This is a genomic window from Escherichia ruysiae (assembly GCF_031323975.1).
Classification (GTDB): Bacteria; Pseudomonadota; Gammaproteobacteria; order Enterobacterales; family Enterobacteriaceae; genus Escherichia; species Escherichia ruysiae.
This window is the reverse complement of record NZ_JAVIWS010000001.1, coordinates 2961049-2985813: the sequence shown is the minus strand read 5'-3', so window position 1 is coordinate 2985813 and position 24765 is coordinate 2961049. Positions and strand designations below refer to the sequence as shown.

Annotated in this window: 16 protein-coding genes and 2 pseudogenes; 4 read left to right on the top strand and 14 right to left on the bottom strand. The window is 52.2% G+C overall.

The genetic code is table 11. From position 1 onward, the window contains the following. Positions 1–408 precede the first annotated feature (408 nt). Positions 409–3114 carry an HTH-type transcriptional regulator MalT gene (malT, locus tag RGV86_RS14365; RefSeq protein WP_032226671.1) on the top strand — a complete coding sequence of 902 codons (2706 nt, stop codon included), beginning with the start codon at positions 409–411 and terminating at the stop codon, positions 3112–3114. Positions 3115–3156: 42 nt separating this feature from the next. Here the strand turns inward: malT and rtcA are convergent, their stop codons facing one another. Further along, complete coding sequence (rtcA, locus tag RGV86_RS14360) at positions 3157–4173, bottom strand: RNA 3'-terminal phosphate cyclase (protein ID WP_000827112.1); 1017 nt, start codon at positions 4171–4173, stop codon at positions 3157–3159. 3 nt (positions 4174–4176) lie between these two features. Beyond that, on the bottom strand, positions 4177–5403 hold the full coding sequence (gene rtcB / locus RGV86_RS14355) for an RNA-splicing ligase RtcB (RefSeq protein WP_001105509.1): 1227 nt from the start codon (positions 5401–5403) through the stop codon (positions 4177–4179). A gap of 186 nt (positions 5404–5589) precedes the next feature. Here rtcB and rtcR point away from each other — a divergent pair, with 186 nt between their 5' ends. Then, complete coding sequence (rtcR, locus tag RGV86_RS14350; RefSeq protein WP_309508489.1) at positions 5590–7188, top strand: DNA-binding transcriptional regulator RtcR; 1599 nt, start codon at positions 5590–5592, stop codon at positions 7186–7188. On the opposite strand, the gene RGV86_RS14345 is transcribed toward rtcR, so the two are convergent. From RGV86_RS14345 to glpE, 3 genes are read right to left on the bottom strand one after another with little or no spacing between them, the layout of a single operon-like run. Beyond that, entirely contained in the window at positions 7170–7928 is a 759-nt protein-coding gene (locus RGV86_RS14345) for a DeoR/GlpR family transcriptional regulator (RefSeq protein WP_000815097.1), read from the bottom strand. The two genes, rtcR and RGV86_RS14345, sit on opposite strands and share 19 nt — an antisense overlap. Positions 7929–7944: 16 nt before the next feature. Then, the gene (gene glpG / locus RGV86_RS14340; protein ID WP_000928723.1) at positions 7945–8775 is read right to left on the bottom strand and encodes a rhomboid family intramembrane serine protease GlpG; all 831 of its coding nucleotides are present in this window, start codon (positions 8773–8775) and stop codon (positions 7945–7947) included. Positions 8776–8819: 44 nt separating this feature from the next. Continuing rightward, positions 8820–9146 carry a thiosulfate sulfurtransferase GlpE gene (gene glpE, locus RGV86_RS14335; protein ID WP_000371931.1) on the bottom strand — a complete coding sequence of 109 codons (327 nt, stop codon included), beginning with the start codon at positions 9144–9146 and terminating at the stop codon, positions 8820–8822. Positions 9147–9335: 189 nt separating this feature from the next. Here glpE and glpD point away from each other — a divergent pair, with 189 nt between their 5' ends. After that, positions 9336–10841, top strand: a complete 1506-nt coding sequence (glpD, locus tag RGV86_RS14330) for a glycerol-3-phosphate dehydrogenase (protein ID WP_085461343.1) — start codon at positions 9336–9338, stop codon at positions 10839–10841. 231 nt (positions 10842–11072) lie between these two features. Here glpD and RGV86_RS14325 read toward each other — a convergent pair. The 8 genes and pseudogenes from RGV86_RS14325 to asd all read right to left on the bottom strand — a co-directional run. Next, positions 11073–11345, bottom strand: a pseudogene (locus RGV86_RS14325) (hypothetical protein); the annotation flags it as partial. Continuing rightward, positions 11344–11618: pseudogene (locus RGV86_RS14320) on the bottom strand (phosphate ABC transporter substrate-binding protein); the annotation flags it as partial. The pseudogenes RGV86_RS14325 and RGV86_RS14320, both read right to left, overlap by 2 nt. Positions 11619–11838: 220 nt before the next feature. Next, a complete protein-coding gene (gene glgP / locus RGV86_RS14315) occupies positions 11839–14286 on the bottom strand; it encodes a glycogen phosphorylase (protein ID WP_000993435.1) in 2448 nt (815 codons plus the stop codon). 18 nt (positions 14287–14304) lie between these two features. Then, on the bottom strand, positions 14305–15738 hold the full coding sequence (gene glgA, locus RGV86_RS14310; RefSeq protein ID WP_001197629.1) for a glycogen synthase GlgA: 1434 nt from the start codon (positions 15736–15738) through the stop codon (positions 14305–14307). Then, entirely contained in the window at positions 15738–17033 is a 1296-nt protein-coding gene (gene glgC / locus RGV86_RS14305) for a glucose-1-phosphate adenylyltransferase (RefSeq protein ID WP_000624234.1), read from the bottom strand. Before glgC ends, glgA begins: the two co-directional genes overlap by 1 nt. A gap of 17 nt (positions 17034–17050) precedes the next feature. Further along, positions 17051–19024, bottom strand: a complete 1974-nt coding sequence (gene glgX / locus RGV86_RS14300) for a glycogen debranching protein GlgX (protein WP_000192584.1) — start codon at positions 19022–19024, stop codon at positions 17051–17053. Then, the gene (gene glgB, locus RGV86_RS14295; protein ID WP_000116223.1) at positions 19024–21207 is read right to left on the bottom strand and encodes a 1,4-alpha-glucan branching enzyme; all 2184 of its coding nucleotides are present in this window, start codon (positions 21205–21207) and stop codon (positions 19024–19026) included. Before glgB ends, glgX begins: the two co-directional genes overlap by 1 nt. 271 nt (positions 21208–21478) lie before the next feature. Then, a complete protein-coding gene (gene asd / locus RGV86_RS14285; RefSeq protein WP_000799967.1) occupies positions 21479–22582 on the bottom strand; it encodes an aspartate-semialdehyde dehydrogenase in 1104 nt (367 codons plus the stop codon). A 192-nt stretch (positions 22583–22774) separates the two neighbouring features. Here asd and yhgN point away from each other — a divergent pair, with 192 nt between their 5' ends. Beyond that, positions 22775–23368, top strand: a complete 594-nt coding sequence (gene yhgN / locus RGV86_RS14280; protein ID WP_001002547.1) for an NAAT family transporter YhgN — start codon at positions 22775–22777, stop codon at positions 23366–23368. Positions 23369–23424: 56 nt separating this feature from the next. On the opposite strand, the gene gntU is transcribed toward yhgN, so the two are convergent. Next, positions 23425–24765, bottom strand: coding sequence for a gluconate transporter (gene gntU, locus RGV86_RS14275; RefSeq protein WP_000105942.1), 1341 nt, complete (start codon positions 24763–24765; stop codon positions 23425–23427).

The window sequence follows — 24765 nt, the reverse complement described above, 5'->3', positions numbered from 1 at the left end:
ATGGCCGTTGTGTATTATCAAAAAGCGGAAAGTAACTCTATAAATTAAGTAAAGCGGCGAAATAGTTTCAGCAATGAAATATCCATTGAGGGTCATCTCACTCTTAATAGATTTATTAAGATCAAGTTTTTAGATAGACCTTTCATCAGGAATTAAGGCGGTATCGTTGCTTTAATAAGGCTTTTGAACTGAAAGAAAACACCCTAAAATCCAGTATCCACGCTGCATTTGCGTTGTTTTAAGACGGAGTATTAATAAAGATTTGGAATTGTGACAGAGTGCAAATTCAGACACATAAAAAATCGTCATCGCTTGCATTGCACCGTTTTCTGACCGAACTTATAACTATTAATTACGAAGCGCAAAAAAAATAATATTTCCTCAATTTCCACAGTGAAGTGATTAACTATGCTGATTCCGTCAAAATTAAGTCGTCCGGTTCGACTCGACCATACTGTGGTTCGTGAGCGCCTGTTGGCTAAACTTTCCGGCGCGAACAACTTCAGGCTGGTGCTAATCACAAGTCCTGCGGGTTACGGAAAGACAACGCTCATATCCCAATGGGCGGCAGGAAAAAACGATTTGGGCTGGTACTCGCTTGATGAAGGCGATAACCAGCAAGAACGTTTCGCCAGCTATCTGATCGCCGCCGTGCAACAGGCAACCAGCGGTCACTGCGCCATCAGTGAAACAATGACGCAAAAACGGCAATATGCCAGTCTGACGTCACTATTTGCCCAGCTTTTCATCGAACTGGCGGAATGGCATAGTCCACTTTACCTGGTAATCGATGATTACCATTTGATCACCAATCCGGTGATCCACGAATCAATGCGCTTCTTCATTCGCCATCAACCAGAAAATCTCACTCTGGTGGTGCTGTCACGCAACCTTCCGCAGTTGGGCATTGCCAATCTGCGCGTGCGTGACCAACTATTGGAAATTGGCAGCCAGCAACTGACATTTACCCATCAGGAAGCGAAACAGTTCTTTGATTGCCGTCTGTCATCGCCGATTGAAGCCGCAGAAAGCAGCCGGATTTGCGATGACGTGTCCGGCTGGGCGACGGCGTTGCAGCTAATTGCGCTTTCAGCAAAGCAAAATACCCACTCAGCTCATAAATCAGCGCGTCGTCTGGCGGGCATCAATGCCAGTCATCTTTCTGATTATCTGGTCGATGAGGTGTTAGATAACGTTGATCTGGCCACTCGTCATTTCCTGCTAAAAAGCGCCATTTTGCGCTCGATGAATGATGCGCTAATCACCCGCGTGACCGGCGAAGAAAACGGGCAAATGCGTCTTGAGGAGATTGAGCGTCAGGGGCTGTTTTTGCAACGGATGGATGATACTGGCGAATGGTTCAGCTATCACCCGCTGTTTGGCAACTTCCTGCGCCAACGCTGCCAGTGGGAACTGGCGGCGGAATTGCCGGAAATCCACCGCGCCGCCGCAGAAAGCTGGATGGCGCAAGGTTTTCCCAGCGAAGCCATTCATCATGCGCTGGCGGCAGGCGACGCTTTGATGCTACGCGATATTCTGCTGAATCACGCCTGGAGTTTGTTCAACCACAGCGAACTGTCACTGCTGGAAGAGTCGCTTAAAGCCCTGCCGTGGGACAGCCTGTTGGAAAATCCACAACTAGTGTTGTTGCAGGCCTGGTTAATGCAAAGTCAGCATCGCTACGGTGAAGTAAATACCCTGCTGGCACGAGCCGAACACGAGATCCAGGGTATCAGGGAAGGCACCATGCACGCAGAATTTAACGCTCTGCGCGCCCAGGTCGCCATTAACGATGGTAATCCGGAAGAAGCCGAACGACTGGCAAAACTGGCACTGGAAGAACTGCCTCCGGGCTGGTTCTACAGCCGCATTGTCGCGACCTCTGTACTTGGCGAAGTGTTGCACTGTAAAGGTGAACTAACCCGCTCGCTGGCGCTTATGCAGCAAACAGAGCAAATGGCGCGCCAGCATGATGTCTGGCACTACGCCTTGTGGAGTTTAATCCAGCAAAGCGAAATTCTGTTTGCCCAGGGGTTCCTGCAAACTGCGTGGGAAACGCAGGAAAAAGCGTTCCAGTTGATTAACGAACAGCATCTGGAACAGTTGCCGATGCATGAGTTTCTGGTACGCATCCGTGCGCAACTGTTATGGGCATGGGCGCGCCTGGATGAAGCCGAAGCCTCGGCGCGTAGCGGGATCGAAGTTTTATCTTCTTATCAGCCTCAGCAACAGCTTCAGTGCCTGGCAATGTTAATTCAATGCTCGCTGGCTCGTGGCGATCTGGATAACGCCCGCAGCCAACTTAACCGCCTGGAAAACCTGCTGGGGAATGGCAAATATCACAGCGACTGGATCTCTAACGCCAACAAAGTTCGGGTGATTTACTGGCAAATGACTGGCGACAAAGCCGCCGCTGCCAACTGGTTGCGTCACACGGCCAAACCGGAGTTTGCGAACAACCACTTCCTGCAAGGCCAATGGCGCAACATTGCCCGTGCACAAATTTTGCTGGGCGAGTTTGAGCCTGCGGAAATTGTCCTCGAAGAACTCAACGAAAATGCCCGCAGTCTGCGGCTGATGAGCGACCTGAACCGCAACCTGCTGTTACTCAATCAGTTGTACTGGCAGGCCGGACGTAAAAGCGACGCTCAGCGCGTGTTGCTGGACGCATTAAAACTGGCGAATCGCACCGGATTTATCAGTCATTTTGTCATCGAAGGCGAAGCGATGGCGCAGCAGTTACGCCAGCTGATTCAACTCAATACGCTGCCGGAACTGGAACAGCACCGCGCGCAGCGTATCCTGCGGGAAATCAATCAACATCACCGACACAAGTTCGCTCACTTTGACGAGAGTTTTGTCGAACGTCTGCTAAATCACCCGGAAGTGCCAGAACTGATCCGCACCAGCCCATTGACCCAACGCGAATGGCAGGTACTGGGGCTGATTTACTCCGGTTACAGTAACGAACAAATTGCGGGCGAACTGGAAGTGGCAGCAACCACCATCAAAACGCATATCCGCAATCTGTATCAAAAACTCGGCGTTGCTCACCGTCAGGCTGCGGTACAGCACGCGCAGAAACTGCTGAAAATGATGGGATATGGGGTGTGAGTTTGGTCGGATAACGCACCTGATCCGACTTACCTCTCTGCATTATTCAACGCTAACCCGCGTTACGCCATCTGTTTCAGCCAGAGTAAACCGCACTGGCAAGAAACGCTCCACCACCGCGATATTGGTCAGCAGATGGCATGAGGGATGGGCGACCGTAAATTCCCCCGCGCCTGCCAGCGCCATCGGCAGCACCAACTGGTCTGCGAGATATTCCCCTACCGCAGCCGGGCTTGCCAGGTAGCGTTTAACCTCTTTCACCAGTTGGGCGGCGACCACTTCGGCACTGACGCGCTTTTCACCGACGACAAAAAAGCGTTCAGTGATATTTTCACTTTCGACTTCCAGCGAGACGGTATTTCCTGGCCCCTGCTCGCGCGGCAAGGAATGAATAGTCTGCTCATGCAGTGAAAAACTACCCGCCAGCGTAGCGATTTCACGCTCAGCAACATGGCGCGGCACACCAGCCAGTAGCACCTCTCCACGCATATGCACAATGTTTCCGCGCTCACCAAGTTGCAAGGTGTTAAACGATGCCACCGGCGTAACTTCCGTTGCCACCACACCGCCACCAGCAGGGTAAAAACCGTGGCGCAACAGCGTTGTTTGCTGCTGAATCCCCATCCGCGCCAGCAGCGGTTCCAGCACCCGGCAGATAAAATCGGCAGGCGGCGCCGACGGGTTATCGGTGCCACCGCTCACTTCAACACGCGATGGCTCATCGGCAAACCACAGCGCGGGCAGCACCGTTTGCAGCACCAGCATACAACTTCCGGCACTGCCGATAGCAAAGCGGTAATCGCCGCCGCGCACGGTGCCGGGCCGGAAGACCAGGCGCTGCGATCCCAGCTCCACACCTTCAACCGTTGCATCGCTGATTTGCATCGCCGCTTTTACCGCCGTCAGATGCTGGCGCAACAGCCCCGGTTTCGCCCGCCCGGCACGAATGCCGGTGATGGTGAACGGTTTACCGGTTATCATCGACAGGCTCAGCGCCGAGCGCAGGATCTGCCCGCCGCCTTCGCCCTGTGCGCCATCCAGCGCAATCATCCTTTTCATTATTTATCCTTTTACGCACACTACCTGACGCAGGGTGTAAACCACTTCCACCAGATCGCTTTGTGCCGCCATCACCGCATCAATATCTTTATACGCCATCGGGATTTCGTCGATCACTTCGGCATCTTTACGGCATTCCACATGCGCGGTGGCACGAATCTGATCTTCCACGCTAAACAGTTTTTTTGCTTTGGTACGGCTCATCACGCGTCCGGCACCGTGGCTGCATGAGCAAAATGACTCTTCATTTCCCAGCCCGCGCACGATAAAGCTTTTCGCGCCCATCGACCCAGGAATAATTCCGTACTGCCCGGCACGCGCAGATACCGCGCCTTTACGCGTCACATAGATCTCTTCGCCAAAGTGCTGTTCTTTTTGCACATAGTTGTGGTGACAGTTGATCTCTTCCATCGCCAGAGTTTGCGGCAGTCTTACCGTTTTCTGCGTGATGCTCTGCAACGCCGTTACTACGTTTTCCATCATTGCATCGCGGTTAAGGCTGGCAAAAAGCTGCGCCCAGGCCACGGCTTTCAGGTAATCGTCAAAATATTCCGTACCTTCCATAAAGTACGCCAGGTCACGCGACGGCAACGTTTCAAGCTGTTCCTGCATCTCTTTTTGCGCCAGATCGATAAAGTAAGTTCCGATGGCGTTACCGATTCCGCGTGAACCGGAGTGCAACATAATCCACACCTGATCCGACTCATCAAGGCAGATTTCAATAAAGTGGTTGCCGGTTCCCAGCGTTCCCAGGTGTTTATAGTTATTAGTGTTCAGGAAACGCGGATATTTTTGCGTTAACCACTGATAACCCGCTTCCAGCTCAGCCCATTTAGCATCGACATTAACAGGCGGATTTTCCCATGCGCCTTTATCACGTTTACAACGCCCGGTAGTACGCCCGTGTGGTACGGCAGTTTCAATCGACTGGCGCAACTCCGCCAGGTTTTCAGGCAGATCCGCCGCCGTTAACGCGGTACGCAGCGCATTCATTCCACAGCCAATATCCACACCTACCGCCGCCGGGATAATCGCCCCTTTCGTTGGGATCACGCTACCAATGGTGGAACCTTTTCCCAGGTGCACATCAGGCATTACCGCAATATGTCTGAAAATAAACGGCATCTTCGCCGTATTAATAAGTTGCTGACGCGCATCGGCTTCTACCGGCACGCCTTTGGTCCACATTTTTACCGGGGCATTTTCAGTGGTCAGTAATTCGTAATTCATTTTGTTTTTCTCTTTTCGTTGGTATGTCCTGATAATTGCAACCGTCGTGCCAAAAAATTAAATCAGCAAATTAAATTTATAATTAATTGTTTTTATTTAATTAAAAGTACAAAGTCCGTAAACGGAGATTTTCTATAAAGTCACTTACCCGATAATGAAATATCGTCTTTTATAAGGATATCTAAGATGCGTAAAACAGTGGCTTTTGGCTTTGTCGGAACCGTACTGGATTATGCCGGGCGTGGCAGTCAACGCTGGTCGAAATGGCGCCCGACGCTCTGTTTATGTCAGCAAGAATCGTTGGTCATCGACCGGCTGGAATTGTTGCACGACGCCCGCTCACGCTCGCTGTTTGAAACACTTAAACGCGATATCGCCAGCGTTTCGCCAGAAACAGAAGTGGTGGGCTTTGAGATAGAACTGCATAACCCGTGGGATTTCGAAGAGGTTTACGCCTGCCTGCATGATTTCGCCCGTCATTACACGTTTCAACCTGATAAAGAAGACTATTTAATTCACATCACCACCGGCACCCACGTCGCGCAGATTTGTTGGTTTCTGCTGGCAGAAGCACGTTACCTGCCCGCCCGACTGGCGCAAACTTCACCACCACGCAAAAAAGAACAGCCCGATAGCCCAGGCGCGGTGACGATTATCGATCTCGATTTAAGCCGTTATAACGCGATTGCCAGCTGCTTTGCCAAAGAACGCCAGCAAACACTCGATTTCCTCAAATCAGGCATCGCCACGCGTAACCCCCACTTCAACCGCATGATTGAGCAGATCGAAAAAGTAGCGATTAAATCCCGCGCGCCGATCCTGCTTAACGGCCCGACCGGCGCAGGTAAATCGTTTCTGGCGCGGCGCATTTTTGAATTAAAACAGGCGCGGCATCAGTTTAGCGGCGCGTTTGTAGAAGTGAACTGCGCCACCCTGCGCGGCGATACCGCCATGTCGGCGCTGTTTGGTCATGTGAAAGGCGCGTTTACCGGGGCGCGGGAATCTCGTGAAGGATTATTACGCAGCGCCAACGGCGGAATGTTGTTTCTTGATGAGATTGGCGAACTGGGCGCAGACGAACAGGCAATGCTGCTGAAAGCCATTGAAGAGAAAACCTTTTACCCGTTTGGTAGCGATCGCCAGGTGAGTAGCGATTTTCAGCTTATCGCCGGAACGGTGCGCGATTTGCGCCAGCTGGTTGCCGAAAGCAAATTTCGCGAAGACCTGTACGCGCGGATCAATCTCTGGACCTTCACCCTACCAGGACTGCGCCAGCGTCAGGAGGATATCGAGCCTAATCTGGATTATGAAGTGGAGCGCCACGCCTCACTCACCGGTGACAGCGTGCGTTTTAACACCGAAGCGCGGCGTGCCTGGCTGACCTTTGCGACATCTCCCCAGGCGACATGGCGCGGTAACTTTCGCGAGCTTTCTGCCAGCGTTACGCGCATGGCAACCTTTGCCACTAGCGGACGCATCACTCTGGAAGTGGTGGAAGATGAGATAAACCGTCTGCGCTACAACTGGCAGGAAAGCCGCCCTTCGGCGCTTACAGCGTTGCTGGGCGCGGAGATGGAAAACATCGATCTCTTTGACCGCATACAACTGGAAAACGTTATCGCTGTCTGCCGTCAGGCAAAGTCGCTTTCTGCTGCCGGACGTCAGCTTTTTGACGTTTCGCGCCAGGGCAAAGCCAGCGTCAATGACGCAGATCGGCTACGCAAATACCTGGCGCGTTTTGGTCTGACGTGGGAAGCCGTGCAGGATCAGCACAGCTCCAGTTGAATATGGTGGTCCGTCAGCACCTGCATCACGCCCGCAGGAGGCGGGGCATCGGTGTAGACGGCATCGACCATGCTGATACTGCCCATATTGACCATTGCGTTACGACCAAATTTCGAGTGATCGACAACCAGCATGACGTGGCGCGAGTTCTCAATAATGGCGCGTTTGGTGCGAACTTCGTGGTAATCGAACTCCAGCAGCGAGCCGTCGCTATCGATGCCGCTGATCCCCAGAATGCCGAAATCAAGGCGGAACTGGGAGATAAAATCGAGCGTCGCTTCGCCAATGATCCCGCCATCGCGGCTGCGTAATTCGCCACCGGCGAGAATGATGCGAAAATCTTCTTTTACCATCAGCGTGTTAGCAACGTTGAGATTGTTGGTGACAATGCGCAAATTGCTGTGATTAAGCAGCGCGTGCGCCACCGCTTCCGGCGTGGTGCCGATATCGATAAACAGCGTCGAGCCATTGGGGATTTGCTCCGCCACTTTGCGGGCGATGCGCTCTTTTTCTTCGGTCTGGGTGGCTTTACGATCGTGCCACGGCGTGTTAACCGAACTGGAAGGCAGCGCCGCGCCGCCGTGATGGCGCAGGATCAGGTTTTGCTCCGCCAGCTCATTGAGGTCGCGGCGAATAGTCTGCGGGCTGACGGAGAAATGCTCTACCAGCTCTTCGGTACTGACATAACCCTGCTGTTTAACCAGTTCGATAATACCGTTGTGACGTTGTGTTTGTTTCATTTATAAATCCCTGGAATTATTTTCGTTTTCGCGCATTGAGCGAATCAACAAAAGCCATCGCTAAACCCACGGCTAACCCGGCGATGTGTGCTCCGTTCGCCATCGACATCCCAAACAAATCAAACCATCCGGCGACAATCCAGATCAGCGCAAAGATAATTAACCCACGTTGCAGGTAAATGCCACTTTGCGGATCGCGTTCGCCACGTAGCCAGACGTAGCCCATCAGCGCATACACCACGCCAGAAAGCCCGCCAAACCACGGCCCGCTGAATTTTTGCTGCACATAGCCGCTTAACAGGGCGCTAATGAGAGTAATGACAATTAGCTTACCGCTACCGAGGCGTTTTTCCACCGCACCGCCGAGATACCACCACCAGAGCAGGTTAAAGAGGATATGCATCAGCGAGAAGTGCATTAACGCGTGGGTGAAGTAACGCCAGAACTCAAATTTCAGTGTTGGATCGAATGGCCAGGCCAGCCATAACATCACTTCCTGATCGCCGAGAATTTGCATGGCAATAAACACCACCACGCAGGCGATCATCATCACCCAGGTGACCGGACCTGCGCGTTCACGCAAGGCGGCAAAGAAAGGATAACGGCGATAATGCAGGCCACTGCCGGTATGGCCCGCCTGCCAGCTGGCCGCCAGATAACGCGGATCTGCCGGGTTTTCGAGAAAACGCGCCAGCTCCGCCCGCACGCGCTCGGCCTGGGACTCATCCGCCAGCCAGACATCGCTTTGGTTATGTTGTTGAATCGTGAGGATAACACCCTGCGTCGCCATGTAATCAACAAACGCCTGCGCCACGCGGGGGTTAGCAAAAGAGGTAATCATCAACATCGTTGCTGTCGCTTATTCCACACAAAAGGGGACAGTATAAAGCGTTACGCGCCGTACGCCACCTCTGCGGGAAACTGACGCTGCCAGGCTTCAAAGCCGCCGTCAATGCTATAGACCACATCGTAGCCCTGTTGCAGCAGATACTGCGCCGCGCCTTTGCTGCTATTGCCGTGATAACACATCACCATCACCGGAGTGTCAAAGTCGTTATCACGCATAAACGTGCCAAGCGTGTCGTTAGTTAAATGGAAAGCCTGCACCGCATGCCCCATTGCGAAACTCTGTGGATCGCGAATATCGACCAGCACCGCCTCTTTTTCCTGCAACTTCTGGTGCGCGTCGGCAACGTTAATACATTCGAACTGATCCATGCGTCTCTCTTTCTTTACAAACAAGTGGGCAAATTTACCGCACAGTTTACGTCGAAGCGGCAGATAAACGCCATAATGTTATACATATCACTCTAAAATGTTTTTTCAATGTTACCCAAAGCGCGATTCTTTGCTAATATGTTCGATAACGAACATTTATGAGCTTTAACGAAAGTGAATGAGGGCAGCATGGAAACCAAAGATCTGATTGTGATAGGTGGCGGCATCAATGGTGCTGGTATCGCGGCAGACGCCGCTGGACGCGGTTTATCCGTGCTGATGCTGGAGGCGCAGGATCTCGCTTGCGCGACCTCTTCCGCCAGTTCAAAACTCATTCACGGTGGCCTGCGCTACCTTGAGCACTATGAATTCCGCCTGGTCAGCGAGGCGCTGGCTGAACGTGAAGTGCTACTGAAAATGGCCCCGCATATCGCCTTCCCGATGCGTTTTCGCCTGCCGCATCGTCCGCATCTGCGCCCGGCGTGGATGATTCGGATTGGTCTGTTTATGTACGATCATCTGGGTAAACGCACCAGCCTACCGGGATCAACCGGTTTGCGTTTTGGCGCAAATTCAGTGTTAAAACCGGAAATTAAGCGCGGATTCGAATATTCCGACTGTTGGGTAGACGACGCCCGTCTGGTACTCGCCAACGCCCAGATGGTGGTGCGTAAAGGCGGCGAAGTGCTTACTCGTACTCGTGCTACTTCTGCTCGCCGCGAAAACGGCCTGTGGATTGTGGAAGCGGAAGATATCGATACCGGCAAAAAATACACCTGGCAGGCGCGCGGCTTGGTTAATGCTACCGGCCCGTGGGTGAAACAGTTCTTCGATGACGGGATGCATCTGCCTTCGCCTTATGGCATTCGCCTGATCAAAGGCAGCCATATTGTGGTGCCGCGTGTGCATACCCAGAAGCAAGCCTACATTCTGCAAAACGAAGATAAACGTATTGTGTTCGTGATCCCGTGGATGGATGAGTTTTCTATCATCGGCACCACCGATGTGGAGTACAAAGGCGATCCGAAGGCAGTGAAGATTGAAGAGAGTGAAATCAATTACCTGCTGAAAGTGTATAACGCGCACTTTAAAAAACAGTTAAGCCGGGACGATATCGTCTGGACCTACTCGGGCGTGCGCCCGCTGTGTGATGATGAGTCCGACTCACCGCAGGCTATTACTCGTGATTACACGCTTGATATCCATGACGAAAACGGCAAAGCACCGCTGTTGTCGGTATTTGGCGGCAAGCTGACGACCTATCGTAAACTGGCGGAACATGCGCTGGAAAAACTGACGCCGTATTATCAGGGTATTGGCCCGGCGTGGACGAAAGAGAGCGTGTTACCAGGTGGTGCCATTGAAGGCGACCGCGACGATTATGCCGCCCGCCTGCGCCGCCGTTACCCGTTCCTGACCGAATCGCTGGCGCGTCATTACGCACGCACTTACGGCAGCAACAGCGAGCTGCTGCTCGGCAATGCGGGGACGGTAAGCGATCTCGGGGAAGATTTCGGTCATGAGTTCTACGAAGCGGAGCTGAAATACCTGGTCGACCACGAATGGGTACGCCGCGCCGACGATGCCCTGTGGCGTCGCACGAAACAAGGCATGTGGCTGAATGCGCAGCAACAGTCTCGTGTAAGTCAGTGGCTGGTCGAGTATACGCAGCAGAAATTGTCGCTGGCGTCGTGATTTAACGTAAGGTGGTCAGGTCAGATTTCAATCTGACCTGAGACTGATGATAAACACAAAAACTGCCTGATGCGCTACGCTTATCAGGCCTACGTAGCTTATGCAATATATTAAATTTGCATGGTTTTGTAGGCCGGATAGGCGTTCACGCCGCATCCGGCATGAACAAAGCGCACTTTGCCAACAATCTGTGGTCAAATTTCAATCTCAATAACTTTTGGATTCAGGGAATTATCGCAAAGCCCACACCATCATACCCAACGTAACAAAACTCAGGCACATTCCCCACCCGCCCCACTTCCACCTCTGGCTTCTATTTTTGCTACGCCACTGGCAGTAATATCCCAGCGCAAAACCAAGCTGTGCACTTATCGAACCGACTAACTCAGTCCAGGGCTGGAGCCAAAATGGCGAAAAATTCAGGGGGCACCAAACAACACTCAGAAAGAAATTACGGATATTTTCCAGCAAAGCTGATTTCTCTGGCGCAATATAAAAAATAATTATCCGTATTGACGATGAAAAAAAATGCTTCGCGGGCAAAGGGGGTGTATATCAAAGTGACGCCCGATTCCTCTGCCCGTTTTTTCTGCCCACCGGAAGGTTGCGCCACGAAAATAATATCGGCATCGCCCTTAACGATTTTGTTATACGCTTCTGGCGTGCGAGAGTTATCCAGATATCTCAGACGTGAAAATCTTCCGGTATAACGTTTAACGCATAAAAGGCAGAAGCATAAATGGGTTATGCTGCCGTCGCGCCATCGAGTCGCACCCAGCGTGGCAATAACCGCTGCCAAAAATTGCGCCAGTATGGGAATACCGAAAAAAGTCATTACCAGCGAGATCAAAATCCATTTTTTGTTTTGCATCATTCTGTCCATTCTTTCTGAATGACGAAATTATACTCCTCCACTATCTTCACCCCGCTGGACACTTTTCCGAAATAAAGGCGAAAAAAAACGGGACCTTTTGGCCCCGTTCTATTTTTGGCGAAATTACAATCTCACCGGATCAATATGCCAAATAAGATCGGCGTACTCTTTAATAGTCCGGTCAGAAGAGAAATAGCCCATATTTGCGATGTTCAGCATCGCTTTGGCTGTCCACTCTTCCGGACGTTCGTACAGTTCGTCAACTTTATCCTGACAATCGACATAGCTGCGATAATCCGCCAGCACCTGGTAGTGATCGCCAAAGTTGATCAGCGAATCAACCAGATCGCGGTAGCGTCCCGGATCTTCCGGACTGAACACGCCGCTGCCGATTTGCGTCAGCACCTGATGCAGTTCTTCGTCTTTCTCGTAGTATTCACGCGGTTTGTAGCCCTGACGACGCAGTTCTTCCACTTCTTCCGCAGTGTTACCAAAGATAAAGATATTATCCGCACCGACATGATCCAGCATCTCGACGTTCGCACCGTCCAGCGTACCGATAGTCAGTGCGCCGTTAAGTGCAAACTTCATGTTACTGGTGCCGGAGGCTTCCGTACCCGCCAGCGAAATCTGTTCGGAAAGATCGGCTGCCGGAATGATCAGCTGCGCCAGGCTGACGCTGTAGTTCGGGATAAACACCACTTTCAGCTTATCGCCAATCTGTGGATCGTTGTTGATCACTTTCGCTACGTCATTGATCAAATGGATAATGTGCTTCGCCATGTAATAGGCCGAAGCCGCCTTACCGCCAAAGATATTCACTCGTGGAACCCACTTCGCATCTGGATCGGCCTTGATGCGGTTATAGCGGGTGATCACGTGCAACACATTCATCAATTGACGTTTGTATTCGTGAATACGTTTGATTTGCACATCAAACAGCGCCTTCGGATTCACCACCACATTCAATTGTTGGGCGATGTACTCCGCCAGACGCTTTTTGTTCTCCAGTTTCGCCTGATGAACAGCATGATTGACCATCGGAAAATCACAATGCTGTTGCAACTCGTTTAATTGACTCAGATCGGTACGCCAGTTACGACCGAGGTGTTGATCCAGCACGCCTGAAAGCGACGGATTCGCCACCGCCAGCCAGCGACGCGGAGTCACACCATTGGTAACGTTGGTGAAACGTCCAGGGAAGATCTTCGCAAAGTCAGCAAACAGCGATTGCACCATCAGATTAGAGTGCAGCTCCGATACGCCGTTAACTTTGTGACTGACCACAACAGCCAGCCAGGCCATGCGCACACGACGCCCATTCGATTCATCAATGATCGACGCCCGTCCCAGCAGGTCTGTATCGTTCGGATACTGCTCCTGCAAGGTTTTCAGGAAATAGTCGTTGATTTCAAAGATAATCTGCAAATGGCGCGGCAGAATTTTACCCAGCATATCGACCGGCCAGGTTTCCAGCGCCTCGCTCATCAGCGTGTGGTTGGTGTAGGAGAAGACCTCGCAGCACACTTCAAAAGCGTCGTCCCAGCTAAATTTGTGCTCATCGATCAGCAGACGCATCAGCTCAGGAATCGACAGCACCGGATGGGTGTCGTTGAGGTGAATCGCGATTTTATCCGCCAGATTATCGTAGGTTTTATGCAACTGATAATGGCGACTTAAAATGTCCTGAATGGTCGAAGATACCAGGAAATATTCCTGACGCAAACGCAGTTCACGTCCGGAATAGGTGGAGTCATCTGGGTACAGTACGCGGGATACGTTCTCAGAGTGGTTTTTATCTTCCACTGCCGCGAAGTAGTCACCCTGGTTAAATTTACCAAGATTAATTTCGCTACTGGCTTGTGCACTCCACAGACGCAAAGTGTTGGTCGCGTCAGTATCATAACCTGGGATAATTTGGTCGTAAGCCACGGCCAGAATCTCTTCGGTTTCAATCCAGCGCGTTTTCTTACCTTCTTGCTGAATACGGCCGCCAAAACGCACTTTGTAGCGCGTATTGTGGCGTTTAAATTCCCACGGATTGCCGTACTCCAGCCAGTAGTCCGGAGACTCTTTCTGACTGCCGTTAACGATGTTCTGTTTGAACATACCATAGTCATAACGGATGCCGTAACCGCGCCCCGGCAACCCTAACGTCGCCAGCGAATCCAGGAAGCAGGCGGCCAGACGCCCCAGGCCACCGTTACCGAGACCCGGGTCATTTTCTTCATCAATCAACTCTTCGAGATTTAATCCCATCGACTCCAGCGCACCCTGGACATCGTCATAAATACCTAACGACAGCATGGCGTTGGAGAGAGTACGGCCAATCAAAAACTCCATCGACAGGTAGTAAACCTGGCGAGTTTCTTGCGACAGCTGGGCACGATTCGAACGTAACCAGCGTTCCACGAGACGATCGCGCACAGCAAATAACGTTGCGTTCAGCCATTCATGTTTATTGGCGACGACCGGATCCTTTCCAATCGTAAACATCAGCTTGTAAGCGATAGAGTGCTTAAGAGCTTCTACGCTTAGCGTGGGCGATGAATATGTAAACGGAGCATTCATATAGGCGTTTCCTGAAAACTATTTCAAGCGATAGTAAAGCTCACGGTACGACTTCGCCGCGACCTGCCAGCTAAAATCCATTGCCATAGCCTGACGTTGCACAAACCGCCACAGTGAAGGGCGAGACCACAGAACAAAAGCGCGTCGAATAGCCCGTAACAGCGACCAGGCATTACTATCTTCAAAGACAAACCCACTGGCGACGCCATCTGCAAGGTTCTCAAGAGAACAGTCAGAAACCGTATCAGCAAGCCCACCGGTACGCCGCACCAGTGGCAGCGTGCCGTACTTCAATCCATAAAGTTGCGTTAAGCCGCACGGTTCAAAACGACTGGGAACCAGAATGACGTCCGCGCCGCCCATAATGCGATGCGAAAATGCTTCGTGATAACCAATCTGTACACCAACCTTGCCGGGATGCTCCGCCGCTGCAGCAAGAAAACCTTCCTGCAATACCGGATCGCCCGCGCCGAGCAGTGCCAGTTGTCCGCCCTGTTCCAGAAGACCCGGTAAGGCTTCCAGCACCAAATCCAGTCCTTTCTGGCTGGTCAGACGGCTCACCACTGCAAAAAGCGGCACTTTATCGTCAACCTTAAGCCCCATTGCGATTTGCAACTGGCGCTTATTCTCCGCTTTATCCTCCAATGAATCGCGGGTGTAACGCGAGGCTAAAAGTAAGTCCGTCTCTGGACTCCATATTTTCTCGTCCACGCCGTTCAGTACGCCGGAAAGTCGTCCTTCACGATGACGCTGCTGGAGTAAACCTTCCATACCGTAGGCAAACTGTGGTTCAGTGATCTCACGAGCGTAGGTCGGACTAACCGCTGTAATGTGGTCGGCGTAATACAATCCGGCCTTCAGGAAAGAGATTTGCCCGTTGAATTCCAGCCCGTGAACATTAAAGAATGACCATGGCAATTGGATGTCATTCATGTGATGTGCATAAAACATGCCTTGATAGGCCAGGTTGTGTACAGTAAACACCGACTTCGCCGGACGCCCATGTGCCGCCAGATACGCAGGCGCAAGACCCGCATGCCAGTCGTGCGCGTGCACAACATCGGGGCGCCAGAATGGGTCAAGCCCGCTTGCCATCTCCGCTCCAACCCATCCGAGCAGTGCAAAACGCAATACGTTGTCGGTGTAAGCAAATAAGTTGGTATCGTGATACGGGCTTCCGGGACGATCGTAGAGATGCGGTGCATCAATCAGGTAAATGCCAACCCCGTTGTAATGCCCAAACAGCAGCGTGAAATGTCCGGCAAAGGTATCACGGCGAGATACCACCTTTGCATCGGTCACGCCACGGCGAATATCGGGAAATGCAGGCAACAGTACGCGAGCGTCAACGCCGTCTGCGATTTGTGCTGCGGGTAATGCCCCAATAACATCAGCCAGACCGCCGGTTTTAAGCAGCGGGAACATCTCTGAACATACATGTAAAACCTGCATTATCGCTCCTGTTTGTACCCTAACTTCCGTAGCATTTCGCGCGTAACCAGCACAATGCCTTCTTCTGAACGATAGAAACGACGTGCATCCTCTTCTGCATCCTCACCAATCACCATTCCTTCCGGAATGACACAAGCGCGGTCAATGACGCAGCGACGCAGACGGCACGAGCGACCTACCCATACTTCCGGCAGCAATACGGCGGAATCAATGTTGCAGAATGAATTCACGCGAACGCGTGAGAACAGAACGGACTGCACCACCACCGAACCAGAGATCACACAACCGCCGGAAACCAGTGAGTTAAGGGTCATCCCATGGCTACCGGAGCGATCCTGAACGAATTTCGCTGGCGGCAATGATTCATTGTAGGTGCGAATCGGCCAGTTGCGATCGTACATATCCAGTTCCGGCACGACAGAAGCCAGATCCAGGTTCGCTTTCCAGTAAGCCTCCAGTGTCCCAACATCACGCCAGTACGGCTCGGCGTCCGGGTCGGACTGTACACAAGAGAGCGGGAATGGATGCGCATAGGCGAGGCCTGCTTCGGTAATTTTTGGAATCAAATCCTTACCAAAGTCGTGGCTGGAGTTTTCATCACGATCGTCTTCTTCCAGCAATTCATACAGGTACTCTGCATCAAAGACGTAGATCCCCATACTCGCTAAAGATTTGCTCGGATCGTTTGGCATCGACGGCGGGTTAGCCGGTTTTTCAACAAATTCGATAATTTTATCGTTTCCATCAACCGCCATAACGCCAAATGCAGAGGCTTCTTCAATCGGTACAGGCATACAAGCAACGGTGCAACGTGCGCCTTTTTCGACGTGGTCGATAAGCATACGCGAGTAGTCTTGCTTGTAGATATGGTCACCCGCCAGGATCACTACGTACTCCGCTTTATAACGGCGGATAATGTCGAGGTTTTGGGTAACGGCATCTGCCGTACCGCGATACCAGTTCTCCCCTTTCATTCTCTGCTGCGCTGGCAGCAGATCGACAAACTCGTTCATTTCTTCATTGAAGAACGACCAGCCGCGCTGAATATGCTGTACCAGAGTGTGAGACTGGTACTGGGTGATCACGCCCATACGACGGATACCGGAGTTGATACAGTTGGACAGTGCAAAATCGATAATACGGAACTTGCCGCCGAAGTGTACGGCAGGCTTTGCTCGTTTATTGGTTAAATCCTTCAGGCGAGTACCACGTCCCCCCGCCAGAATCAGGGCAACAGACTTCAATGGCAGCTGGCGCGCCAACATTAAGTGATCGTTCTTCTCTAAACTAATCATGACTAACTCCTTTTTTATCATCTCTGGAACACACACAGTCCGTGTGCAGGTCCCGGCCAGACAGCCGTAATCACTGGGTTATCCTCTCCAGCGAATGGGGGAATGGCACGCCACTCCCCAGCAGGTAAAACAATCTCTGTTACCTCAAGCGTGGCGTTTATTGCGATCAAGAAACGATCCGAAAGCAAAATTTGCAGCTGCTTTGGCCCGTTCTGCCACTCATCCGAGCTTAAAGATTGAGCATATCGATTCAGCCAACGGACATTGCCGTCGCCTTCTTCCCACCAGCGATCCTCTGCCAAAGCAGGAATGCGCTTGCGCAGATGGATTAACGCGGCGGTAAACGCGGTTAAGCCACTGCTTGCTTGCGACCAGTCCAACCACGTTAGTTGGTTATCCTGACAGTAAGCATTGTTATTGCCATGCTGGCTGTGACCGTGTTCGTCACCGGCCAGTAACATCGGCGTACCCTGGGAGAGCAACAACGTTGTTAACAGGGCGTGAATGCTGTCGCGCCGCCGTTCAACCAGATCAAGAGTACCGCCTAACCCTTCTTTACCATGATTGTTACTGTAATTGTTGTTGGTTCCGTCGCGATTTTCTTCTCCGTTTGCTTCATTGTGTTTATGGTTAAAACAAACGCAGTCGCGAAGCGTAAAACCGTCATGCGCTGTGACCAGATTAATCGCAGCACTCGGCAGACGGCCATTACGTTTAAAAACATCGCTGGAAGCAGCAAAACGTCCGGCAAACTCCCCCAGCGACAGGTTATAGTGCAGCCAGAAGCGCCGGGCGGCATCGCGGAAATGATCGTTCCACTCGGCAAACAACGGCGGGAAATTCCCCACCTGATAGCCGCCAGGCGCGATATCCCACGGTTCGGCAATCAGCTTCACTTGCGAAAGTACCGGGCAATTCTGAATAGCCGTAAACAGAGGCGCATCCTGACGAAACTCCGGCGTTCGCCCCATGACTGTAGCGAGATCGAAGCGGAAGCCATCAACATGACAAGTTTCCACCCAATAGCGTAGACAGGCGCTGGCGTACTCCACCACAGCTGGATGGCTCAAATTGAGCGTATTGCCGCAACCAGTCCAGTTGTGATAATCGCCGTCTTCTCTTATCCAATAATAGCTACGGTTATCGATCCCGCGCAGGGAGAATAACGGGCCGTCGAGATCCAGTTCCGCACTGTGGTTGAGAACGATGTCGAGAATGACCTCAATGCCCGCTTTGTGCAGGGCTTTGACTGCATCGCGGAACTCATCCAACGCCGTGTCGGGCGAGCATGCATACGCCGGATGCAGTGCAAACAGCGCCACCGGGTTGTAACCCCAGTAGTTACTCAACCCCATTCGTTGCAAGCGCGGCTCACTGGCAAATTGCGCGATCGGCAGCAGTTCCAGTGCGGTAATGCCCAACTGTTTTAAATAGTTGATCATCACCGGATGCCCAAGGGCTTTATAGGTTCCACGGATCTCGACCGGGATCTCCGGGTGCAAGTAGGTTAAGCCTTTGACATGGGCTTCATAAATGATGGTACTGCCCCACGACGTGCGCGGCGGGGCATCATCTTCCCAGTCATAGTGATCCACGACCACTACGCATTTCGGCGCAATAGCAGCGTTGTCGCGATAGTCAGGATCACTATGCCCGGCGTGCAGCAGCGGGTTATCTTTAAATTCCCCGACAATTTGCCGCGCGCAAGGATCAATCAACAACTTCGCCGGGTTAAAGCGATGCCCCATGGCGGGTTGCCATGGGCCATGAACGCGGTAACCATAACGCAAACCCGGGCGCGCATCCGGCAGATAACCGTGCCAGATGTCACCACTTCGTCCTGGCAAATCATACCGATGTTCGATGCCCTGAGCGTCAAACACACACAGCTCTACCCGTTCGGCATGAGCGGAGAAGAGCGTGAAGTTAACGCCCTGGCCGTCGTAATGCGCGCCAAGAGGAGCGGGATTGCCAATGGCAAGTTGTGTCATTATCCCTCCCGAACCAGCCAGATAGTGGCCAGCGGCGGTAGCGTAAGGCTTAATGAATGCTGGCGACCGTGGCTGGCGATCTCATCACTGTGTACTGCGCCGCCATTACCGGTATTGCTACCGTGATAGTGCATGGAATCCGTATTGAGGATTTCACGCCATTTACCCGGCTGATTAATACCAAAGCGATAATCATGGCGCGGCACCGGCGTAAAGTTACTGGCAACGATAATTTCATTACCCTCTTTATCACGGCGAACAAAAATCAGCACCGAACGTTCATGGTCATCCACCACCAGCCATTCAAAGCCATACGCGTCAAAATCCAGCTCGTGCAATGCTTTGTGATAGCGATAAGTGTGGTTCAGATCGCGCACCAGACGCTGGACGCCGTGATGCCAGTTGTCGCCGCCTTCCAGCAGGTGCCAGTCAAGGCTGGCGTCGTGGTTCCACTCACGCCCTTGAGCAAATTCATTGCCCATGAACAGCAGTTTTTTGCCTGGGAACGCCCACATCCAGGCATAGTAGGCTCGCAGATTGGCAAACTTCTGCCATGCATCGCCCGGCATTCTGTCGAGAATCGATTTTTTGCCGTGCACCACTTCGTCGTGCGACAACGGCAGGACGAAGTTTTCAGTGTAGTTGTAGAGCATCCCGAAGGTGAGTTTATCGTGATGGTATTGACGATAAACCGGGTCGAGCTTCATGTAGTCCAGGGTGTCGTGCATCCAGCCGAGGTTCCACTTGTACCAGAAGCCGAGGCCGCCGATATCCTGCGGACGAGAAACGCCAGGGAAGTCAGTAGACTCCTCCGCCATCGTTACCGCGCCAGGAACTTGCTCACCGATAATACGGTTGGTATTGCGTAAAAATTCAATCGCTTCCAGATTCTCGCGTCCACCAAACTCGTTGGGGATCCACTCGCCCTCTTTACGGCTGTAGTCGCGATAAATCATCGACGCCACCGCATCGACACGCAGCGCATCAATACCAAAACGTTCAATCCAGTACAGCGCGTTACCGACAAGGAAGTTACTGACTTCACGGCGACCATAGTTGTAGATCAGCGTGTTCCAGTCCTGATGATAGCCTTCGCGCGGATCGCTGTGTTCATACAGATTTGTTCCGTCAAATTCGGCAAGTGCAAAGTCATCAGTCGGGAAGTGCCCCGGCACCCAGTCAAGAATAACGTTCAAACCGGCTGCGTGTGCGGCATCAATGAAATAGCGGAAGTCATCGCGAGTACCAAAACGGCGAGTTGGCGCGTACAGACCCGTCGGTTGATAGCCCCAACTACCATCGAATGGATGTTCGTTAATTGGCAGCAGTTCGAGATGGGTAAAGCCCATCCATTTAGCGTAAGGCACCAGTTGATCGGCCAGCTCGCGGTAGCTTAACCAGAAGTTGTTGTCGGTGTGACGACGCCAGGAACCCAGATGAACTTCATAGATAGAGATTGGCGCATCAAACTGATTCGCTTTTTTGCGCTCTTCGGTCTGCACGACCTTTTCAGGCAGTCCGCAAATAAGGGAAGCGGTTTCCGGACGCATCTGTGCTTCAAAGGCATAAGGATCAGACTTCAAACGCAGATTGCCATTGGCATCAATCATTTCGTATTTATAGAGCTGACCGTTGTGCGCGCCAGGGATAAACAGTTCCCAGATGCCGCTCTCTTTACGCAGGCGCATCGGATGACGACGACCATCCCAGTAGTTGAATTGCCCAACAACCGAGACTCGGCGGGCATTGGGTGCCCAGACAGAAAAACGCGTGCCGGTAACGCCATCCATGGTATCTGCGTGTGCGCCTAAGGTTTCATACGGGCGCAGGTGAGTACCTTCAGATAACAGCCAGGCATCCATTTCCTGAATTAAAGGGCCAAAACGGTAAGGGTCATCAATAAGATTCTGCTGACCATGCCAGACAACAGCCAACTGATAGCGGAAAAAATTCTTACGTCGTGGAATGACGCCGCTGAAGAATCCACGAGAGTCGAGACACTCCAGTTTAGCGACTTTGCGTCCGGTTTTTGGTTCAATCACCCACACATCGGTGGCGTCAGGTAAAAGGGCACGGACTTCCAGTCCTGCTGTAGTTTTATGCATTCCCAGTACGGAAAATGGGTCTGCAAAATGGCCTGCAATTAGCGCGTTTATCACGTCTCTATCGATACGAACGGACATGCTTGTTTTCCTGTTTTATTGTGTCACCCCATCCAACTGATTTTTGACATCTGGTTGTGACATTTTTTTGACCTGAACGGCGCAGCACTCTGTGCATCCTCTCTGCGTCGTCCTCCCTTCAGGTAAGGCAGTGAATACTCATGTATTCTGCCACCCTTAAAGAATAGCCAATGCTCTATCTAACTCCCGGTAAATCATGAAACATCTGCGCTTACTCCTGTATTACGCACTAAAAGGGGCGGCATTGCGCCCCAGATTTAATGAATAAAGATTACGCCAGTTGACGAAGCATCCGGCGCAGCGGCTCCGCTGCACCCCACAGCAACTGGTCACCCACGGTAAAGGCTGACAGAAATTCTGGCCCCATATTCAGTTTACGCAGGCGGCCTACAGGCGTGGTCAGCGTGCCAGTAACGGCTGCTGGGGTTAGCTCACGCATAGTGATTTCCCGATCGTTTGGTACGACTTTCGCCCACGGATTGTGAGCCGCCAGCAGTTCTTCCACGGTCGGAATCGATACATCTTTTTTCAATTTGATGGTGAATGCCTGACTATGGCAGCGCAATGCTCCGACACGCACGCATAAACCATCTACCGGAATCACAGAAGATGTGTTGAGGATCTTGTTAGTTTCCGCCTGCCCTTTCCATTCTTCGCGGCTCTGACCGTTATCAAGCTGTTTGTCGATCCACGGAATCAGGCTACCCGCCAGCGGAACACCAAAGTTATCCACCGGCAACTCGCCGCTGCGGGTTAAGGTCGTGACTTTGCGTTCAATATTGAGAATAGCAGAGGACGGGGTTGCGAGTTCATCCGCCACATGACCATACAGTTGGCCCATCTGGGTTAACAACTCCCGCATATGTCGCGCACCACCGCCGGAAGCCGCCTGGTAGGTTGCAACGGAAACCCAATCAACAAGATCATTGGCGAATAAACCGCCTAACGACATCAACATCAGGCTTACGGTACAGTTACCGCCCACAAAAGTCCTGATGCCTTTATTTAATCCGTCAGTAATGACGTCCTGATTGACTGGGTCAAGGATGATGATGGCGTCGTCTTTCATGCGCAGAGACGATGCTGCGTCAATCCAGTAACCTTGCCACCCGTTCTCACGGAGCTTTGGATAGATTTCGTTGGTATAATCGCCGCCCTGACAGGTTACGATGATATCGAGGGCCTGCAGCGCCTCCAGATCAAAGGCATCCTGAAGTGTGCCGGTAGTACCGCCAAAGGACGGTGCAGCCTGACCAGGCTGGGAAGTCGAAAAGAAGACAGGGCGAATGGCGTCGAAGTCGCGCTCTTCAACCATGCGTTGCATGAGAACGGAGCCGACCATACCGCGCCAGCCGATAAAACCAACATTTTTCATAAGCGTTTTTTTCCTGCAAAGATGTGTGCTGTATATATGTGCCTGTGTCCTCATGGCACATCTTTCACCATACAAAAAGCAGCCAAAGTCGCAAGTGAAATTAATCAATGATAGCGAAGCAATCAGTAATGCGACTTATCCTGCTTTCATAGCACGCAGAAAGTCCAACGCAATTATCAGGGAACTTGAGTTATGAATGAAATCATTTCTGCAGCAGTTTTATTGATCTTGATTATGGATCCGCTCGGAAACCTACCTATTTTCATGTCCGTACTGAAACATACTGAACCGAAAAGACGTCGGGCAATCATGGTGCGAGAGTTGCTTATTGCTCTTCTGGTGATGCTGGTGTTCCTGTTTGCGGGTGAGAAAATTCTGGCATTTCTTAGTCTGCGGGCGGAAACCGTCTCTATTTCTGGCGGCATCATTCTGTTTCTGATTGCCATTAAGATGATTTTCCCCAGCGCCTCGGGAAACAGCAGCGGGCTTCCGGCTGGTGAAGAGCCGTTTATCGTGCCATTAGCCATTCCACTGGTCGCCGGGCCGACGATTCTCGCCACGCTGATGTTGCTGTCTCATCAGTACCCCAATCAGATGGGGCATCTGGTGATTGCCCTGCTGCTGGCCTGGGGCGGCACATTTGTCATCCTGCTGCAGTCATCGCTATTTTTACGTCTGCTGGGCGAGAAAGGGGTGAATGCACTGGAACGCCTGATGGGATTGATTCTGGTGATGATGGCAACCCAGATGTTCCTCGACGGCGTTCGGATGTGGATGAAGGGGTGACGGGGATAATTTCTCGAAATGAGCCCGGTAGCGTCAGAACTACCGGGCGAACAAACTTAACTCAACAGCTGGAACGCAATCATCCCGACGATAGCACCGACAGTGCCAAGGATGGTTTCCATCATGGTCCAGGTTTTCAGCGTTTCGGCTTCGGTCGCGCCGGTAAATTTACCGAACAACCAGAAACCAGCGTCGTTAACGTGGCTGACAACAATCGAACCACCGGCGATACAAATCGACAACGCCGCCATTTGCGCACCGGAGTAGTTCAGTTGTTCAATAACCGGCATCACCAGTCCCACCGCCGTTAAGCAGGCAACGGTGGCAGAACCCTGAATGATGCGCACTGCAGCGGCCAGCACGAAGCAGGTGATAGCAATCGGCAGCCCCATCCCGGTTAACGCTTCGCCCAGTGCCGGACCTACGCCAGAATCAACCAGTACCTGTTTGAACACGCCACCTGCACCAATCACCAGCAGAATGATCCCCGCCGGTTGCAGCGCGTGACCGCAAATCTCCATCACTTTGTCTTTCGGCATACCCTGACGCATCGCCAGACCATAAATCGCCACCAGACAAGCAACCAGAATCGCGGTAAACGGATGACCGATAAACTCGAACCATTCATAAGCGGTAGAGCCTTCCGGCACAAAACGCGCGGCAATGGTTTTAAGACCTACCAGCACCAGCGGCAGCAGGATCAGCGACAGGCTGAATCCGAAAGATGGCATTTTTCCTTCGCCGAGATGCGGTTCGCTGATGTCGTCAGGAATATGCAGTTCCACGTAGCGGCTGATGAAATTACCCCACAGCGGCCCGGCAATAATCATTCCCGGAATTGCCGCACACAGGCCAATCAAGATCATCCAGCCAAAGTCGGCGTTCATCTGCGATGCCAGCAGCATTGGCGCTGGCCCCGGCAGTAAGAACGCCGCCGCTGCCGCCACACCGGCGAATAACGGGATAACCAGTTTCACCAGGTTCGTGCCGGTATGGCGCGCCATTGAGAAAGCAACGCTAATCAGCAGAACAATCGCCACTTCAAAGAACAGCGGTAGCGCACAAACCAGCCCAGCAAGGCCAATGGCATAATGAGCGCGGCTGTGGCCGAAGGATTTGAGCATTTTGACGGCAATCTGATCGACTGCGCCGGTTTCATGTAAGATCTTGCCAAACATGGCTCCCAGAGCGACAACCACCGCCAGGAAGCCGAGGGTGCCTCCCATCCCTTTTTCCATCGTCGCTGCGATTTTATCGAGCGGCATACCGGAAAAAAGGCCAGCCCCCATAGACACCACCATCAAAGCCAGGAAGGCGTGCATACGCGCCTTCATGACTAAAAACAGCAGCAGTAAAACAGACCCTACTGCTGTTAAAACAAGCGTTAATGTACTCAC

Excerpts from the sequence above, each read along its gene's own strand:
- malT (WP_032226671.1), top strand. The coding sequence starts at position 409 with ATGCTGATTCCGTCAAAATTAAGTCGTCCGGTTCGACTCGACCATACT.
- rtcA (WP_000827112.1), bottom strand. The coding sequence starts at position 4,173 with ATGAAAAGGATGATTGCGCTGGATGGCGCACAGGGCGAAGGCGGCGGG.
- rtcB (WP_001105509.1), bottom strand. The coding sequence starts at position 5,403 with ATGAATTACGAATTACTGACCACTGAAAATGCCCCGGTAAAAATGTGG.
- rtcR (WP_309508489.1), top strand. The coding sequence starts at position 5,590 with ATGCGTAAAACAGTGGCTTTTGGCTTTGTCGGAACCGTACTGGATTAT.
- RGV86_RS14345 (WP_000815097.1), bottom strand. The coding sequence starts at position 7,928 with ATGAAACAAACACAACGTCACAACGGTATTATCGAACTGGTTAAACAG.
- glpG (WP_000928723.1), bottom strand. The coding sequence starts at position 8,775 with ATGTTGATGATTACCTCTTTTGCTAACCCCCGCGTGGCGCAGGCGTTT.
- glpE (WP_000371931.1), bottom strand. The coding sequence starts at position 9,146 with ATGGATCAGTTCGAATGTATTAACGTTGCCGACGCGCACCAGAAGTTG.
- glpD (WP_085461343.1), top strand. The coding sequence starts at position 9,336 with ATGGAAACCAAAGATCTGATTGTGATAGGTGGCGGCATCAATGGTGCT.
- glgP (WP_000993435.1), bottom strand. The coding sequence starts at position 14,286 with ATGAATGCTCCGTTTACATATTCATCGCCCACGCTAAGCGTAGAAGCT.
- glgA (WP_001197629.1), bottom strand. The coding sequence starts at position 15,738 with ATGCAGGTTTTACATGTATGTTCAGAGATGTTCCCGCTGCTTAAAACC.
- glgC (WP_000624234.1), bottom strand. The coding sequence starts at position 17,033 with ATGATTAGTTTAGAGAAGAACGATCACTTAATGTTGGCGCGCCAGCTG.
- glgX (WP_000192584.1), bottom strand. The coding sequence starts at position 19,024 with ATGACACAACTTGCCATTGGCAATCCCGCTCCTCTTGGCGCGCATTAC.
- glgB (WP_000116223.1), bottom strand. The coding sequence starts at position 21,207 with ATGTCCGTTCGTATCGATAGAGACGTGATAAACGCGCTAATTGCAGGC.
- asd (WP_000799967.1), bottom strand. The coding sequence starts at position 22,582 with ATGAAAAATGTTGGTTTTATCGGCTGGCGCGGTATGGTCGGCTCCGTT.
- yhgN (WP_001002547.1), top strand. The coding sequence starts at position 22,775 with ATGAATGAAATCATTTCTGCAGCAGTTTTATTGATCTTGATTATGGAT.